This window comes from Flavobacterium sp. PLA-1-15, assembly GCF_049060005.1.
Classification (GTDB): Bacteria; Bacteroidota; Bacteroidia; order Flavobacteriales; family Flavobacteriaceae; genus Flavobacterium.
Genome location: NZ_JBMGQS010000001.1, coordinates 65,482 through 81,797, shown reverse-complemented (window position 1 = coordinate 81,797; position 16,316 = coordinate 65,482). Strand labels below are relative to the sequence as shown.

Sequence of the window (16,316 nt, the reverse complement as noted above, 5' to 3'; positions counted from 1 at the left end):
CCGCAAAGGTAAATGAATTATGAGTTATGAATTATAAGTTATGAATTTTAAAAACCTAAAACACATAAAAAGCGAAAAGCCCCTTACGGGGCCTTTTCTTCAAATAATAATTTTATGTTCTCGTAGGAGTTTTTCAACGCTTCCTTGATTTCATCTGGCCCCAGCCAGGCTACTTTCTCAATACCTTCCTCCAGCTGACCTTGTGGAGTTCCGTCAAAGCTCGTCCTCATTTCAAACCAATGCGTTACTTTCAGTTTATACCTTCCATTTCTTTTAAAGATGTGATAGGTTTTCTGTAATTTATCCGTAATCACCAATTTGTCAACACCCGTTTCCTCCTCCACTTCTCGCAGAGCGGTATATTCAATCTCCTCGCCTTTTTCAATGCCGCCTTTGGGCAAATCCCATTTGCCGTTTCTAAAGATAAACAGTACTTCATTTTTCTTATTATAAACCAATCCGCCACCCGCTTTCTGAACCGGAAGCTTGGTTTTCAAAGTCTTCATAATTTCCTTCTCGTCAGGATGGTAGAGATAGGCCTTTTGAATTTTATTCTGAAATATTTTTACTATAATTTGCTTGATGTCTGCACTTTCCAACAAAAACAACTGAAAATCTGTCTCCTTGAAGATTTCATTTGTTAGAAAAAGTGGTTTGTCGTTCACAAAAACTTTATACATTTGTACTATGATTTTTAATAAAGATACTGCCAGCAAAACTGCCGAATTGCTTTTACAAATAAATGCAATTAAATTGAATCCAGGAAATCCTTTTACATGGGCTTCCGGATGGAAATCGCCTATTTATTGCGATAATAGGATAACACTCTCATTTCCACCGATAAGAAATTATCTAAAAGATGAATTTGCAAAAAATATTGAAAAACAATTCGGGAAACCCGATGTAATTGCCGGTGTCGCCACAGGTGCAATTGGCATTGGTTTGCTAGTTGCCGAAGCTTTGGCGCTTCCCTTCGTATATGTTCGGCCAGAACCAAAAAAGCATGGAAGATTAAACCAGATTGAAGGTTTCTTGCAAAAAGGACAAAACGTAGTAGTTATTGAAGATCTTATCAGCACAGGAAACAGCAGCTTGATGGCCGTTGAAGCTTTAAAGGCAGCCGGTGCAAACGTAAAAGGAATGGCCGCCATTTTCAGCTACGGATTTCAAGTTGCCGACGAAAATTTCAAGAATGCCAAGGTTGATTTATACACTTTGAGCAATTATGAAAACCTATTGCCTTTGGCCGTAAACAAAAAATACATCACCGAAGAAGAAGAAAAAACATTGCAAGAATGGAGAACAAGTCCATCTACTTGGGGTGTTGAAGTGTAGATTTTAGAATGTAGATTGTAGATTTATGATTTACTAATAATCAACTTATAACTCACAACTAAACAAAATGAATTTAGAAAGTCCTAAAGTTAACGTACCAAAATCAGCTCAATATTTGTTTGATGCCTTGTGCGACGTAAAGAATTTCGAAAAATTAATGCCGGAGAGCATCGCAAAATTTGAAGTATTGGATGAAAATGCTTTTATTTTTGGATTGAAAGGAATGCCTGAAATCAAATTAAAAATGAAAGATAAGGTTGCTCCATCAAAAGTAGTTTTAGGTGCCGCTTCGGACAAACTTCCATTTACCTTGACAGCAGATATCAATGAAACTTCAAGTGATGCTTCGGATGTGCAACTTTTCTTCGAAGGAGAATTTAACGCTATGATGGCCATGATGATCAAAGGACCTATCAGTAAATTCATTGAGACTTTGGCGCAGAACATGCATAAGCTTTAAAAACAAGATATTTTTTAGCAAAAGCCTCTTAGTTTCTAAGAGGCTTTTATTTTTACAGAAAAATCTAACAAAAAGTTTTCATCCGCAAATGGTTAGCGAACATTTAACAAAAAAAATAAAAACGATTGCTTATATTTGTTGTTGATGCTTAAAAAAGAATTTTATGAATAATGAGTTAACGATATTTTACACGGATGATGACGCAGAGGATTTAGAATTCTTTACAGAAGTAACCAGCCAAATCGGTGATCACTTGAACATTGTCACACAAAACAATGGAAAGAAATTATTGCATGATCTTGAAAATCCACCACCAAATCCGCACATCGTTTTTTTAGATCTGAACATGCCTGGTTTTAGCGGATTTGATGTCTTACAAAAATTAAGAACTTCAGATAATTTAAAAAAATTACCCGTTGTTATTTTTTCAACATCAAGCGATGAACAAACTATTGCCAAAAGTTTTGCCTTGGGAGCAAGCTTCTATGTGCCTAAACCAACAGATTTTTCGGTATTAAAGAAAACAATACAACACACTTTAAATATAGACTGGAGTACTTTTAAAACCAGTAAAGAAAATTTTGTATATCTAAACAATTAGTTCTCAATAATGAGCATTGAAAATTTAAATCAAGAAGAAGTTGCTACCGCTACTTTTTTAGAAAATTTAAGAAGTAAAACTTCACCATCACATACAGGTCTTGAAGACTTGCCAATTTCTAAAATAATTGTTGATCCAAAAATCACCAATGAAGATTACATCTTGTATCTGAATTTGATGCACGATGTGGTAAAAAATCTAGAAGACAGCATCTATCCTATTTTATCGACTGTTGTCGATGATCTTGAACAAAGAACAAAAGCTTCAATTTTAGCAAATGACATTCTTTTTGCTAAAGGAAAAATCAAGGCTTATCAGGCGCCGTTCGATACAACAAATATTTCTATCCCTTTTGCAATGGGAATTATGTACGTTGTAGAAGGATCTACGCTTGGAGGAAGGTTTATATTGAAGAACATTCAGGAAAGCCTTGGTTTTGACGAAGAAAACGGAGCCTCTTATTTTTCAGGTTACGGAAATAAAACAGGAAGCATGTGGAAAAAATTCCTAAACGTGCTAACGGATTTTGAATCTGAAACCAATTCGGCAGATGAAATTATTGCTGGAGCAGATTATGCCTTTAGTACTATTCACAAGCATTTGGCTGAAAATTCTGCTCGGTAGTTTATGAAGATAAAGGACATTGTAAACCGCGATATTGTAAATCTTACAAATTGTGAATTTGAACCAATTCATATTCCAGGAAGTATTCAGCCACATGGCTTTTTAATCGGAATTAATGCAGATTCATGGAAAATTGATTTCTGCAGTGGGAATATAGAAAACTATATTAAATCGACCTATCAATCTGCTTTAGGAAACGATTTCAAATCTATATTTGGCGAACAGCAGGAAATATTGGTTAGAGCATATATTGAACAAAACTTATTGCTTTCCTCTTCTCTTTTAAAACTTGAATTGTTAGGCAAACATTTCTTATGCACTGTACATAAAAGCAATCAAACATACATTCTGGAAGCAGAACCTTCTGATCAAGATACGAAAAAACTGGCCGATGTTTACGACCAGACCTCGCAGTTTTTATCCTATATGAATGCCACGCATACGCTAAAAGAATTATGTGAAATGGTGGTGAAAGGTACTCGTGAAATAACCGGTTACGACCGTGTTATGGTGTACCGTTTTGACAAGGATTACAACGGTGAAGTTTTTGCAGAAAGCGTTCGCGACGATTTAGAACCTTTCTTAGGTCTGCATTATCCGCATACCGATATTCCCGCTCAGGCAAGGGAATTGTACATGCAAAATCTTTTGCGATTGATTGTGGACATTGATTATACACCTGTTCCTATTTATACAATTGATGATAACGATGCTTCGAAAAACTTAGATTTAAGTCTTTCGATTTTGAGAAGTACCTCTCCAATGCACGTTCAATATCTTCACAATATGGGCGTTGGCGCAACATTGACCATTTCGCTGATTCATCAAAAGAAATTATGGGGACTGATTGCTTGTCATCACTACAGTGTTAAAAATCTTACACCAGAAATTCGATTGGCTGCACAGCTTCAAGGACATTTCATCACTTCGCAGATAGACATCCGTCAATCAAACGAAGAATACGAAGTTTCACGGAAATCGAACATTGCGCTCGAAAAATTAAATGCACTGAATCTTCCCGCGAAGGAGGATGCATTTCAAACGGTTATAGAAAATAATAATCTTCTGGAAATTTGTAATGCTTCGGGGGTTGCTATCCTATTCAATAATACCATTTATAAAAATGGATTAGTTCCGGATGATAAAAACATAAGCAAACTCGCGAAATGGCTATCGGTTTCTATAACTTCCGATACATTTTCAACAGAAAAATTAATAGATCACTTACCTGATGTTAATGATTATTGCGATGAAGCTTCTGGAATAATCTATCATTCTTTAAGCATTGACAACAACGACTGTATCATTTGGTTCCGGCCAGAATCGCTAACCGAAATTAACTGGGGAGGCGATCCAAATAAAGCCATTATTAAAGATGTAAACGGTTTGTATCCTAGAAACTCCTTCAAGTTGTACAAGGAAATCGTCAAGTGTCAAAGCAAAATTTGGTTGCAACCAGAACTAAATGCGGCCGCAAATTATGCGCATACACTGCAAAAGCAATTCAACTTGCTGATCATTTCTCAAGAAGAAGAAAAATATCGAAAACTGAGCGAACTCCTCAAGGAAACGAATTCAGAATTAGAAAATATCAATTGGATCAGCACGCATGATTTGCAGGAACCTTTGCGGAAAATCCAGATGCTATCCTCAAGATTATTAGGAAAAGAAGATGAGGAATTATCCGAAAACGTAATCAATTCGGTACAAAGGATGAATAATTCCGCACAAAGGATGCAGACATTGTTGATTGATATTTTGAAATATACCAAAATTCAACACGTTGACGATTCATTTGAAGTAGTACAACCAAAAGACGTTCTTACAGAAGTTCTATCTGATTTGACAGAGCATATCAATGAAAGAAAAGCAATTATCAACATTCCAGAATTACCTGAAATAAATGGAATTCCGTTTTTGATGAAGCAATTATTTTCAAACCTGATTCAGAATTCTTTAAAATATTCCTTTCCAGATAAAACCCCAATCGTAAACATACGATCTTTAGGAAAACAACCGTTGAATGGCGAATCCTTTGAAGTACTGGAATTTTCCGACAATGGAATTGGTTTCGATCAGCAATTTGCCGAGAATATCTTTAATATTTTCAGCAGGCTTCACACCCAAGAAGTATATAAGGGTTCCGGTGTAGGATTGGCTTTATGCAAAAAGATCATGCAAGTTCACAAAGGATTTATAGTAGCGGAAGGAGTTGAAAATCAAGGCGCAACGTTTAGATTATATTTTCCGTTGAATCAATAAAAATATACCAATTCAAAAAAAAAAGACTGAGAAAATTACTCAGTCTTTTTTATTAGTATAACATTTGAATTTCTTTGATACCGTAAGTTTTAACAGTATCATCCTCCAATAAAAGTTCCAATTGTCCAATTTTTGACACTCCTTGAATGATGCCCATAAACCTTTCTTGATTAACACTTTCAAACGGCATCGGCACTCCTTTTTTAAACAATAATTCGGTATATTTCCTCCACAATGCTGATGATTCATTATTTACTAATTTTGAAACATTTAGCTTTATTTCTTCAACAATTTTATGGAGTATTTCATCCTTCATGAAAGTCTTTTTTGCCATAATCGAAAGTGAAGAAGCTTTAGGCAAACCCTCAAAATTAGCTTGATTTACATTCAATCCGATTCCGATAATAGAATCAATATTGGCGGGACCTTTTATCACATTTTCTATAAGTATGCCACCAACTTTTTTATTGTCTGACATTATGTCGTTTGGCCATTTGATACTTAATTTCGGAATATTATATTTTTCCAAAACCGAAATAACAGCTACAGCTATGCCAACATTTAGATTATAAATTTGACTGATATCAAAAAGAAAATCTTTCACCAAGACACTCATAGTTAGATTTTTACCCTTCTCAGAAACCCAAACAGAGCCCATTTGTCCTTTGCCTTTTGTTTGATCCTCAGCAGTAATAACCGTAAAGTTTTCAGGACTATTATTGGCTAATAATTCCTTTAGAAAATCATTTGTAGAATCTATGGCATCGAGTTTGATTAATTTCATGAAAATAATTTGTGTATTGGGGTTTAATCTTATGTTAAGGTTCAAAATTAACCACAAAAAATGATAACTTTGCAAAAATAGAAAAATTTTAAATGGCGAAAAAGACTATAAATAATAATGATGTTTTACTGGCTAACATCATCAAAGGGATAGAAGAAGTTAAAGGTAACGATATTGATATCCTTGATTTAAGAGAAATTGACAATTCAGCTTGTGATTACTTCATCATTTGCAACGGAAACTCCAACACCCAAGTGAGTGCAATTGTCAACTCAGTTCAAAAAACAGTTTCAAAAGAATTAAAAGACAAGCCTTGGCATGTTGAAGGCATGGAAAATGCCGAATGGGTTTTGATGGATTATGTGAATATCGTTGTTCACGTTTTCCAAAAGCATATCCGCGAATATTACAATATTGAAAGCCTTTGGGGTGATGCAAAAATCACAACCATCAAAAACAATTACTAAAAAATGGCTAAAGAAAATAATCCAAATTCAAATAAATTCAAGATAGGTCCTTGGTTGATTCCAGGTGCACTTATTGCGTTTTTTTTACTTTTTACCATATTCAGTGGCGATTCAGCATTTGAAAAACCTACAGAAATTTCCTCTTCTAAATTCAACACTTACCTTGACAAAGGTGAAATTGATAAGGTAATCATTTACAATAAAACAGAAGCAGAGGTTTTCTTGACTGAAGCCGCCTTAAAGGAAAAAGTCCACGAAAAAGTTTCTAAAAACATGTTGGACCAACCAAACAAAGGTCCTCACTATACCTTTGATATTGGTGATATCGAATCGTTTCAAAAAAAGCTAGAAACTGCCGATAAAGAAAATAAATTAAAAGATTATAAATTTTCACAAAGAGGAAATTGGAGTGAAATTTTTGTAAGCCTATTACCAATCATCATCATTGTAGTCATTTGGATTTTCATCATGAGAAGAATGTCTGGTGGCGGTGCTGGTGGTGCTGGCGGAGGACAAATCTTCAACATAGGAAAATCAAAAGCGAAACTTTTTGACGAGAAAAACGACATTAAGATCACTTTTAAAGATGTTGCCGGTTTAGAGGGTGCAAAGGAAGAAATTCAAGAAATTGTTGAGTTTTTGAAAAACCCAGAAAAATATACTAATCTTGGTGGTAAAATTCCAAAAGGAGCACTATTGGTTGGACCTCCAGGAACAGGTAAAACGTTATTGGCGAAAGCCGTAGCCGGAGAGGCAAAAGTACCTTTCTTCTCTCTATCAGGTTCTGATTTTGTGGAAATGTTCGTAGGTGTTGGAGCTTCTCGTGTAAGAGATTTATTTAAACAAGCCAAAGAAAAATCGCCAGCCATCATTTTTATTGATGAAATTGACGCTGTTGGTAGAGCCCGTGGAAAAAACAACATGTCAGGTGGTAATGACGAACGTGAAAACACATTGAACCAATTGCTTACTGAAATGGATGGTTTTGGAACCAATTCTAATGTAATCGTATTGGCGGCAACCAACAGAGCTGATGTATTGGATAAGGCTCTAATGAGAGCTGGTCGTTTTGACAGACAGATTTTTGTTGACCTTCCGGACATTCGTGAAAGAAAGGAAATTTTTGAAGTGCATTTGGCTCCATTGAAAAAAGAGGTTGAACTGGATACTGACTTTTTAGCAAAACAAACTCCAGGTTTTTCTGGTGCTGATATTGCAAATGTTTGTAACGAAGCCGCTTTGATTGCTGCGAGAAAAGATAAGAAAGCAGTTGACAAACAAGATTTCCTTGATGCTGTTGACAGGATTGTAGGTGGCTTAGAAAAGAAAAATAAAATTGTTACTCCTGACGAGAAAAAAGCAATTGCAATTCACGAAGCAGGTCACGCAACGGTAAGTTGGATGTTGGAGCACGCAGCTCCTTTGGTAAAAGTAACAATCGTTCCTAGAGGTCAAAGTTTGGGTGCCGCTTGGTATTTGCCAGAAGAGAGGCTGATTGTTCGTCCAGACCAAATGTTGGATGAAATGTGTGCCACAATGGGCGGAAGAGCTGCTGAAAAAGTCACCTTCAACAGAATTTCGACCGGTGCCTTGAGCGATTTGGAAAAGGTAACCAGACAAGCTCGCGCAATGGTAACTATTTACGGATTGAACGATAAAATTGGAAATGTAACTTATTATGATTCTACGGGTCAGAGTGAATACAACTTCTCAAAACCTTATTCTGAAGACACAGCCAAAATTATTGACAAAGAAATTTCAGACTTGATTGAAAGTCAATACCAACGCGCGATTCAGATATTGGAAGACAATAAGGACAAGCTAAATCAATTGGCAGATATCTTAATCGAAAAAGAAGTAATCTTCAAGGACGATTTAGAAAATATCTTCGGAAAAAGAAGCTTCGACGCAAATTTGCAGGAAGAAACGAGTCTTTAAAGAAGTATTTCGACCTTTTTTTAGAAAAATCTTAATTCAATAAATATTTTGAATTAAGATTTTTTTATCTTTGAACGTTTTCAAGTCATCAATCTAGCATTTGAATAATTTTATATGAGTCTTTTTAAGAAATTTTTTGGTTCTGGTAACGATTCTTCCGATGAGGAAAAAGACAGTGACTACAACCCTTTTTCGTTAGATAATACGCCTATCGATGAATTATTTACCTTGAATTTTAAAAAAAATGGAGGTAAATTCTTGTATTGTGAAAATATGGGCGAAGTGAAGACTCATTTTGAAGATATTTTGGAAGAAAACGATTGGTTTGAAAGTGAAGCAGTTTGTTATGAGCCTAAATTGTTTAGTCTTTTGGATGAAAATAAACTCAATTACAACAAACCTGAAAATCCTAAATTTCTTTTGGCTAGTTGCGAAAATCTGATTGCTGATGAAGGTTCGATTCTTTTTTCTTCAAACCAGATTAAACAAAACAAACCTCTTGAATTGCCTGCCAATATTATCATTATGGCGACAACAAGCCAAATCATTGGCAGTAAAAGCGACGGTTTGAGAGAAATTAAAAAACGCTACGAAAGAGATTACCCAACAAATATTACTACCATTAAATATTTTGAAAAAGCAAAAGAGGAAGACTTTCTCCATTATGGAAGTGTCGCCAAAAATCTTTATTTACTGCTTTTAGAAGATCTTTAAGATGAATGAAACACTAAAGAGATCGATTTCTGGTGCTATATACATCGTTTTATTAATAGCTTCAATCCTTTATTCCACTGAAAGTTTTTTTATTCTTTTTGGCATATTCCTGCTCATTGCCGTTTATGAGTTTTGCGAATTAGTACACCTCAATAAAATCTTTCCTGTTTTAGTTGCCAGTGCTACCTACGGAAGTGTTGCCTATCTATCGGTGAATAAGATTAAATTAAGCCAAAGCTTCGACCTTACCCTACTCCTTGCTACTCTAGTTGTTTCAATAAAATGCATCATTTTTTTATTTGATGATAAAAGAAATAAAATTGATTCTATTTCACGATACGTCTATCTATTCGGCTATATTATCCTGCCATTTATTATCATTACCAAAATTCCGTTTGGAATAAAAGGCTACAATCCGAAAATTATTATTGGAATCTTTATTTTGATCTGGACAAATGATACCTTTGCTTATATCGTTGGAAAATCAATCGGAAAACATAAATTATTCGAACGCATTTCTCCTAAAAAAACCATCGAAGGATTTCTTGGAGGTATCGTATTTGCGGTAATTGCAAGTTTTTTAATCTCGAAATATTATATTGAAGGAGGAAAAATTGCTCAAAATATTTGGATTGGATTTGCTATAATCGTTGGTCTTTTTGGAACAATTGGCGATTTGATTGAATCAAAATTTAAAAGAATTGCTGGAGTAAAAGACAGCGGAAAAATAATGCCGGGCCATGGAGGCATCCTAGATCGATTAGATAGTGTTATATTTGTAGCACCCTTTATATTTTTATTTTATCAAATTTTAAACTATGTTACACTTTCATAAAGAAGGAGCGAAAACTATTTTAGGAGCTTGCGTTTTAACGGTTGCAATCGTATTTGCAGCGGATTATTTTCTAAAAGACAACTTTTGGTTGCTGAAAACTATTCAGGTAATTGCATTGATTTTCTTGATCATTATTCTTCAATTCTTCAGAAACCCAAACAGAACCATTCGTCCAGAAGATAAAAATCTGGTTGCTCCAGTTGATGGAAAAGTGGTGGTAATTGAAGAAGTTTTTGAAAGCGAATACTTCAAAGACAAACGTTTACAGGTTTCTATATTTATGTCGCCTATCAATGTACACGTAACAAGATATGCTGCAAGTGGAAAAATCAATTTCAGCAAATACCATCCAGGTAAGTTCCTTGTTGCTTGGCATCCAAAAGCCAGCGAGGAAAACGAAAGAACAACAATTGTGATTGAAACAAAAGAATTTGGTGAAATCCTATACCGACAAATTGCTGGAGCTCTTGCAAAGAGAATCGTTAATTATGCCGTAGAAGGAACTCAAGTTGTTCAGGGAACTGATGCAGGTTTCATTAAGTTCGGTTCAAGAGTAGATTTATTTTTACCACTTGGAACTGAACTAAATGTAAAGCTTAACGATGTTGTTAAAGGAAATCAGACTGTAATTGCTAAGAAATAAATGTCCGAGAAAGATTTAGAAACTCGATTTCAGGAAGCTGTAGAAATTGCTTCAAATATGACACAGGCGTCCTTACCCCAAGATGTTCAGTTGCGTCTTTATGCCTATTACAAACAATCTACAGCAGGAACAATAGGCACCAATCAAGCAAACAATTTTGACTTGAGAAATGCATTCAAAACCAATGCTTGGATGCAAATCAGTCATCTTTCGGCAGATGAAGCCAAGGAATTGTATATTGAAACCATCAATTCTATCATAAAAAAATAAACCATAAACGTTAATGATTTTTAAAATCCATTAACGTTTTTTATTTAAAATACTACCTTTATACAACTAAAACATTTCAATATGAAAAAATCGATTTACATTGTTTCTACATTAGCATTGTTCATGGGATTAACTTCCTGCAATGATAAAAAACTACAAGAAGTAGAAGTTCCGCTTCCAGAAAAAGAAGTTACAAATGCACCAATGGGAAATCCAGCGGATGTAATGGCCGATGAAGGAACTTTTAAAATGATACCGCTTCCTTATGCCTACGATGCTTTGGCTCCTTACATTGATGCCAGAACAATGGAAGTTCACTTTTCAAAACACCATTTAGGCTATACAAATAACTTGAATAAAGCCATAGCTGGAACAGAACTTGAAAAACTAACAATCGAAGAAATTCTAACTAAATTGGATTTAGAAAATAAAGCAGTTCGTAACAATGCCGGTGGATACTACAACCACAATTTCTTTTGGACCATTATGGGACCAAACGGAGGTGGTGAACCAACTGGAGCTTTGGCAGAAGCCATCAAGAAGGATTTTGGTTCTTTCGCAGATTTCAAGACACAATTTAGTGATGTTGCTACAAAGCAATTCGGTTCAGGCTGGGCTTGGCTTTTGGTTGATAAAGCGGGTAAACTTTCAGTTGCAAGTACATCCAATCAAGACAATCCTTTGATGCCAAATATTGGCGTGACAGGAACTCCAGTTTTAGCATTGGACGTTTGGGAACACGCTTATTACTTGAACTACCAAAACAAAAGAGCGGATTATATTGAAGCCTTTTTTAATGTAATCAATTGGAAAGCAGTTTCTAAAAAATATGACAGTGCCAAGCCAAAAGCGGTTGTAGCACAATAATTTTTTCCTATGTAGAAATAAAAAAAGTCCCATAATTAGGGACTTTTTTTATGCTTATAATGTAAAAGCTTTTATTTCAAACTTGCCAAACTTTGTTCGATTGTAGCAATTTTCGATAAAGCATCAGCTTCTTTTTTGCGTTCGTTTTCAATGATTTCAGCTTTTGCATTCGCTACAAACTTTTCGTTTGAAAGCTTCACTTGAACCGATTTCAAGAATTCTTTGATGTAGTTCAATTCTTCCGTCAATTTTGCAATTTCTTCATCAACGTTGATGTTTCCTGCAATTGGGATGAAATATTCATTCGATTTTACACGGAAAGACAAAGCAGAATCTACTTTTTCTGAAACATATTCGAAAGAAGTGATGTTTCCTAGTTTAGATATTACCGAATCAAAATAGGTTGAAAACTTATCATTGTTGATGGCTTTCAATTCAATTGTATCCTTGAATGGAATGTTCTTGTCTTTTCTGATGCTTCTAACACCCGAAATAACTTCTATTGTCGTTTCAAAATCAGCAATCAAATCGGCATTGAATAGTTTTGATTCTGGCCAAGTTGAAATAATCAAGGCTTCTTCTGTACTTCTTTCTTTGATTAAATGCCAGATTTCCTCTGTCAAGAAAGGCATGAAGGGATGCAACAATTTCATATTGTTCTCTAGCATTTCTATTGCTTTCGCAAAAGTAACACTGTCGATTGGTTGTTGGTAAGCTGGTTTAATCATTTCCAAGAACCATGAACAGAAATCGTCCCAAACCAATTTGTAGATTCCCATCAAGGCATCTGAAATTCTGTATTTTTCGAAATTGTCTTCAATTTCAGCTAATGTCTGATTTAGTTTTGCTTCGTACCATTCGATCGCCACTTTTGATGATTCTGGTTGTGGAATTGCATCTGAAACTTCCCATCCCTTAATTAGCTTGAAAGCATTCCAAATTTTGTTAGAAAATGCTTTTCCTTGGTTGCAAAGTTCTTCATCAAACATAATGTCGTTTCCTGCAGAAGCACTCAAAAGCAAGCCCACACGAACACCATCGGCTCCGAATTTTTCAATTAAGCCAAGTGGGTCTGGAGAATTTCCTAAAGATTTTGACATCTTGCGCCTTTGCTTGTCGCGAACCAAACCTGTCAGATACACATTGTTGAACGGTTTTTCACCTGTATATTCGTAACCTGCAATGATCATTCTCGCCACCCAGAAAAACAAAATGTCCGGACCTGTAACCAAGTCGTTTGTTGGATAATAGTATTTGAAATCTTTATTTTCTGGTTCTAAAATACCTCCGAAAACGGCCATTGGCCATAACCAAGAGGAAAACCAAGTGTCTAATGCATCAACATCTTGACGCAAATCTTCCGCTTTCAAATCTGCTTTTCCTGTAGCTTTTTGAGCTAAAACTAAAGCATCTTCACTATTTTCAGCAACTACAAAATCTTCTTTTCCATCGCCATAATAGTAGGCTGGAATTTGCTGACCCCACCAAAGTTGACGTGAAATGTTCCAATCGCGGATGTTTTCCAACCAATGACGATAAGTGTTGTCAAATTTCTTTGGGTATAATTTAATTTCTTCTGTTTCTAAAACCGCTTTGATGGCAGGTTTTACCAATTCTTCCATTTTCAGGAACCATTGGTCGGACAAGCGTGGCTCGATTACTGCTTTTGTTCTTTCAGAAGTTCCTACCTTATTCAAGTGGATTTCTGTTTTGGGCAAGCTTCCGTTTGCTTCCAATTCTTTTGCGATTTCTTCACGAACTACGAAACGGTCTTTTCCTTGGTAATGCAATCCGAAAGAATTCAAACTTGCATCATCGTTGAAAATATCAATTACTTCCAGGTTGTGTTTGTCGCCTAAAGCCTTATCGTTTACATCGTGAGCTGGGGTTACTTTCAAACAACCTGTTCCGAATTCGATGTCAACATATTCGTCTTCGATGATTGGAATTACTCTTCCTGCGATAGGAACAATTGCTTTCTTACCTTTTAGATGTGTGAAACGCTCGTCGTTTGGATTGATGCAAATGGCAGTATCTCCAAAAATAGTTTCTGGACGCGTTGTGGCAATCGTCAAGAATTCTTCCGAACCTTCGATTTTATATTTTAGGAAATATAATTTTCCTTGTTGTTCTTCGTAGTTTACTTCCTCGTCTGACAAGGTAGTTTTTGCTTCCGGATCCCAATTTACCATTCGGTAGCCACGGTAAATCATGCCTTTATTGTATAAATCAACGAAGGATTTTATTACAGAAGCCGACATATCCGGATCCATTGTGAATTTTGTACGGTCCCAATCGCAAGAGCAACCTAATTGCTTTAGTTGTTCCAAGATAGTTCCGCCGTATTTATCGGTCCATTCCCAAGCGTGTTTCAAGAATTCCTCACGTGACAAATCGTTCTTGTTGATGCCTTCTTTTTTGAGCTTGTCTACGACTTTTGCTTCAGTTGCAATAGAAGCGTGGTCCGTTCCCGGAACCCAACAAGCGTTGAATCCTTTTAGTCGAGCACGACGGATTAGAACGTCTTGAATGGTATTGTTGAGCATGTGTCCCATGTGCAAAACTCCCGTTACATTTGGCGGAGGAATTACAATGGTGTACGGTGTTCTATGGTCGGGTTCTGAGTGAAAATAATTGTTTTTCATCCAGTAGTCGTACCATTTTTGCTCGATGGCTTTGGCGTCGAATTGTGATGGAATTGTCATATCTTGTTTATTCGTTGATTCGGTTATTTGTTTCTCGATTCGTTCTTTTTTATTCCGAACGTTATGGAATATGGTTTGTTCTCTAGCCCTGATGGTGCCATTGTCTGAGCTCTTGAACTGCCTGATAAGGCAGGGCAAAGCGAGTGGCTCCAGCAGGAACATGGATTCTGAAAAAGCCCAAGCGTTTTGCTCCTAATAATAGAAATTAAACTTTTGGCACTCCTTTTGTAATGGATACAAAAGTAAAGAATTAACGGAGTATAAAAAATTAACTTTAATAATTTGTACTTTAATTAAAAGAAAGTAAATTTACCTAATCGAATTAAAAATCTTACAATGAAAAAATTATTACTTTTATTCGCTTTTGTTGGTGTTAGCGCGGTTGGTTTGGCTCAAACTGGACCAAAAATCGAATTTACAGCGAAGGACAACACGATTGATTACGGAACGGTTTCGAAAGAAACGGATAATGGTTTGAGAAGTTTTGAGTTTAAAAATACGGGAAATGCGCCTTTGATTATCTCGAATGTGCAGTCGACTTGCGGTTGTACCGTACCATCGTTTCCGAAAGAGCCGATTTTACCGGGGAAAACTGGAAAAATTGATGTGAAATACAATATGGGACCTGGTGCGATTAGAAAAACGATTACGGTTGAGTCGAACGCGGTGAATTATGAAGGTGGAAAAGTGCCTTTGAAAATCAAGGGTGAAGTGATTGTAAAAAAGGAAGTGAATCCTTTGGAGAAGAAAAAATCGATTTTAGAGAAAGCTTAAATTTTAGCTTTTAGAATATAGAAACTGTCAGAAATGGCAGTTTTTTTTGCTTAAATCTTATCTGATTTTTTTGCTTTGCGACTTGGCGACTTTGCGAGAGAAAATGGCTCGCAAAGTCGCCAAGTCGCAAAGGTTTTAGTTTTCTAGGATTAGGATTTCTACTCTTCGGTTTCCGGCACGTTCTTCTTCGGTTTTTTCGGGTAATGGATAGATGGGTTGTGTGCTTCCGAAGCCTTTGAAGGTTACTCTTGTTTTATCGATTCCTTGTCCGACTAGGAAGTTTTTGATGGCTTTTGCTCGTTCTTCGGAAAGTTTTCCTTTGTTGGATGGGTTGCAACAGATGTGGCCTTGTATTTCGATTTTCAAGGTTGGATTGTTTTGCATTACAAGCAACAATTCATACAATTTCCCTCTTGATTCGTTGACGATTGCGAAGGTATTGAATTGGAAATTCAGGTTTTCAATTTTTAGTTTTTCGCCTGCTTTTGATTCGTTTACTTGCTTCATGAAGTTGACATCTAAATTATATTCTGAAGTCGTTCCGTTTGGATTGTCGATGACGATTTTTGATGGATAATTGGCGACTGGCTTTGGTTTTGGAGCTTCTTCTATCTTTTTTATGCCTAAGATTTCATCTTCTCTTGCCAAATCTTTTTGAAGGATATAATAGATGGTTACTTTTCTGTTTTGGGATTTATCGGCCGATTGATTGTGTAATTCTCCGAAGCTTCTGGTTTTGAAATCTTCACGGATTTTTACCTTTCCGGAGATTTGATTGTAGATAAAGCTTACACGTTTTTTTGCCAATGTATCGTTGAAACCTACACTTCCATCTTCATCAGTATAACCGTTTATGGCTACGATTTTGACTTCTTTATTGGCATCCATCCAAGCAGTTAGCTTGCTTATTTCGGCTTTTTGCAATTCGAATTTATTGCTTTCGAAGAAAACAGAAAATTGCTCTTGGGAAAATCCAGAAACAGCGATAAAAAACAATAGTATGGAAAGGTATTTTTTCATTTTCAAATTTGAATGTA

General features: G+C 35.8%; 17 protein-coding genes. 13 read left to right on the top strand and 4 right to left on the bottom strand.

What is annotated here, in order from left to right; translation table 11 throughout:
• Positions 1-83 precede the first annotated feature (83 nt).
• Entirely contained in the window at positions 84-680 is a 597-nt protein-coding gene (locus ACI6PS_RS00350) for an NUDIX hydrolase (protein WP_421010550.1), read from the bottom strand.
• 7 nt (positions 681-687) lie between these two features.
• Between ACI6PS_RS00350 and pyrE the strand changes: the two genes are divergently transcribed.
• From pyrE to ACI6PS_RS00325, 5 genes are all read left to right on the top strand, one after another.
• Entirely contained in the window at positions 688-1,335 is a 648-nt protein-coding gene (gene pyrE, locus ACI6PS_RS00345) for an orotate phosphoribosyltransferase (protein ID WP_421010549.1), read from the top strand.
• A 67-nt stretch (positions 1,336-1,402) separates the two neighbouring features.
• Positions 1,403-1,795 (top strand): SRPBCC family protein, encoded by a 393-nt coding sequence (locus tag ACI6PS_RS00340; RefSeq protein ID WP_421010548.1) that lies wholly within the window; start codon positions 1,403-1,405, stop codon positions 1,793-1,795.
• A 163-nt stretch (positions 1,796-1,958) separates the two neighbouring features.
• Entirely contained in the window at positions 1,959-2,396 is a 438-nt protein-coding gene (locus ACI6PS_RS00335) for a response regulator (protein WP_421010547.1), read from the top strand.
• A gap of 9 nt (positions 2,397-2,405) precedes the next feature.
• On the top strand, positions 2,406-3,020 hold the full coding sequence (locus ACI6PS_RS00330) for a biliverdin-producing heme oxygenase (RefSeq protein WP_421010546.1): 615 nt from the start codon (positions 2,406-2,408) through the stop codon (positions 3,018-3,020).
• A 3-nt stretch (positions 3,021-3,023) separates the two neighbouring features.
• The gene (locus tag ACI6PS_RS00325) at positions 3,024-5,282 is read left to right on the top strand and encodes an ATP-binding protein (RefSeq protein WP_421010545.1); all 2,259 of its coding nucleotides are present in this window, start codon (positions 3,024-3,026) and stop codon (positions 5,280-5,282) included.
• A gap of 52 nt (positions 5,283-5,334) precedes the next feature.
• Here ACI6PS_RS00325 and ACI6PS_RS00320 read toward each other — a convergent pair whose 3' ends face one another.
• The gene (locus tag ACI6PS_RS00320) at positions 5,335-6,066 is read right to left on the bottom strand and encodes a biotin--[acetyl-CoA-carboxylase] ligase (RefSeq protein ID WP_421010544.1); all 732 of its coding nucleotides are present in this window, start codon (positions 6,064-6,066) and stop codon (positions 5,335-5,337) included.
• 92 nt (positions 6,067-6,158) lie between these two features.
• On the opposite strand from ACI6PS_RS00320, the gene rsfS reads away from it, so the two are divergent.
• The 7 genes from rsfS (at position 6,159) to ACI6PS_RS00285 (ending at position 11,800) form a co-directional block, all read left to right on the top strand.
• Positions 6,159-6,533, top strand: a complete 375-nt coding sequence (gene rsfS, locus ACI6PS_RS00315; protein ID WP_421010543.1) for a ribosome silencing factor — start codon at positions 6,159-6,161, stop codon at positions 6,531-6,533.
• Between the two features lie 3 nt (positions 6,534-6,536).
• Positions 6,537-8,471 carry an ATP-dependent zinc metalloprotease FtsH gene (gene ftsH, locus ACI6PS_RS00310; protein ID WP_421010542.1) on the top strand — a complete coding sequence of 645 codons (1,935 nt, stop codon included), beginning with the start codon at positions 6,537-6,539 and terminating at the stop codon, positions 8,469-8,471.
• Positions 8,472-8,585: 114 nt separating this feature from the next.
• Complete coding sequence (locus tag ACI6PS_RS00305; protein ID WP_421010541.1) at positions 8,586-9,185, top strand: lactate utilization protein B/C; 600 nt, start codon at positions 8,586-8,588, stop codon at positions 9,183-9,185.
• Between the two features lies 1 nt (position 9,186).
• On the top strand, positions 9,187-10,020 hold the full coding sequence (locus ACI6PS_RS00300) for a phosphatidate cytidylyltransferase (RefSeq protein ID WP_421010540.1): 834 nt from the start codon (positions 9,187-9,189) through the stop codon (positions 10,018-10,020).
• Complete coding sequence (locus ACI6PS_RS00295; protein ID WP_421010539.1) at positions 10,004-10,663, top strand: phosphatidylserine decarboxylase family protein; 660 nt, start codon at positions 10,004-10,006, stop codon at positions 10,661-10,663. Before ACI6PS_RS00300 ends, ACI6PS_RS00295 begins: the two co-directional genes overlap by 17 nt.
• The gene (locus ACI6PS_RS00290; RefSeq protein WP_421010538.1) at positions 10,664-10,933 is read left to right on the top strand and encodes an acyl-CoA-binding protein; all 270 of its coding nucleotides are present in this window, start codon (positions 10,664-10,666) and stop codon (positions 10,931-10,933) included. It begins immediately after the preceding gene.
• Positions 10,934-11,158: 225 nt separating this feature from the next.
• On the top strand, positions 11,159-11,800 hold the full coding sequence (locus ACI6PS_RS00285) for a superoxide dismutase (protein ID WP_421010864.1): 642 nt from the start codon (positions 11,159-11,161) through the stop codon (positions 11,798-11,800).
• Between the two features lie 71 nt (positions 11,801-11,871).
• Here the strand turns inward: ACI6PS_RS00285 and ACI6PS_RS00280 are convergent, their stop codons facing one another.
• Positions 11,872-14,505 (bottom strand): valine--tRNA ligase, encoded by a 2,634-nt coding sequence (locus tag ACI6PS_RS00280; RefSeq protein WP_421010863.1) that lies wholly within the window; start codon positions 14,503-14,505, stop codon positions 11,872-11,874.
• A gap of 336 nt (positions 14,506-14,841) precedes the next feature.
• On the opposite strand from ACI6PS_RS00280, the gene ACI6PS_RS00275 reads away from it, so the two are divergent.
• On the top strand, positions 14,842-15,279 hold the full coding sequence (locus ACI6PS_RS00275) for a DUF1573 domain-containing protein (RefSeq protein ID WP_421010537.1): 438 nt from the start codon (positions 14,842-14,844) through the stop codon (positions 15,277-15,279).
• 135 nt (positions 15,280-15,414) lie between these two features.
• Here ACI6PS_RS00275 and ACI6PS_RS00270 read toward each other — a convergent pair whose 3' ends face one another.
• A complete protein-coding gene (locus tag ACI6PS_RS00270) occupies positions 15,415-16,299 on the bottom strand; it encodes an OmpA family protein (protein ID WP_421010536.1) in 885 nt (294 codons plus the stop codon).
• Positions 16,300-16,316 lie beyond the last annotated feature (17 nt).

Bases quoted from the DNA above. Each gene is read 5' to 3' on its own strand.
- ACI6PS_RS00350 (WP_421010550.1), bottom strand. From the start codon at position 680: ATGTATAAAGTTTTTGTGAACGACAAACCACTTTTTCTAACAAATGAA.
- pyrE (WP_421010549.1), top strand. From the start codon at position 688: ATGATTTTTAATAAAGATACTGCCAGCAAAACTGCCGAATTGCTTTTA.
- ACI6PS_RS00340 (WP_421010548.1), top strand. From the start codon at position 1,403: ATGAATTTAGAAAGTCCTAAAGTTAACGTACCAAAATCAGCTCAATAT.
- ACI6PS_RS00335 (WP_421010547.1), top strand. From the start codon at position 1,959: ATGAATAATGAGTTAACGATATTTTACACGGATGATGACGCAGAGGAT.
- ACI6PS_RS00330 (WP_421010546.1), top strand. From the start codon at position 2,406: ATGAGCATTGAAAATTTAAATCAAGAAGAAGTTGCTACCGCTACTTTT.
- ACI6PS_RS00325 (WP_421010545.1), top strand. From the start codon at position 3,024: ATGAAGATAAAGGACATTGTAAACCGCGATATTGTAAATCTTACAAAT.
- ACI6PS_RS00320 (WP_421010544.1), bottom strand. From the start codon at position 6,066: ATGAAATTAATCAAACTCGATGCCATAGATTCTACAAATGATTTTCTA.
- rsfS (WP_421010543.1), top strand. From the start codon at position 6,159: ATGGCGAAAAAGACTATAAATAATAATGATGTTTTACTGGCTAACATC.
- ftsH (WP_421010542.1), top strand. From the start codon at position 6,537: ATGGCTAAAGAAAATAATCCAAATTCAAATAAATTCAAGATAGGTCCT.
- ACI6PS_RS00305 (WP_421010541.1), top strand. From the start codon at position 8,586: ATGAGTCTTTTTAAGAAATTTTTTGGTTCTGGTAACGATTCTTCCGAT.
- ACI6PS_RS00300 (WP_421010540.1), top strand. From the start codon at position 9,187: ATGAATGAAACACTAAAGAGATCGATTTCTGGTGCTATATACATCGTT.
- ACI6PS_RS00295 (WP_421010539.1), top strand. From the start codon at position 10,004: ATGTTACACTTTCATAAAGAAGGAGCGAAAACTATTTTAGGAGCTTGC.
- ACI6PS_RS00290 (WP_421010538.1), top strand. From the start codon at position 10,664: ATGTCCGAGAAAGATTTAGAAACTCGATTTCAGGAAGCTGTAGAAATT.
- ACI6PS_RS00285 (WP_421010864.1), top strand. From the start codon at position 11,159: ATGGCCGATGAAGGAACTTTTAAAATGATACCGCTTCCTTATGCCTAC.
- ACI6PS_RS00280 (WP_421010863.1), bottom strand. From the start codon at position 14,505: ATGACAATTCCATCACAATTCGACGCCAAAGCCATCGAGCAAAAATGG.
- ACI6PS_RS00275 (WP_421010537.1), top strand. From the start codon at position 14,842: ATGAAAAAATTATTACTTTTATTCGCTTTTGTTGGTGTTAGCGCGGTT.
- ACI6PS_RS00270 (WP_421010536.1), bottom strand. From the start codon at position 16,299: ATGAAAAAATACCTTTCCATACTATTGTTTTTTATCGCTGTTTCTGGA.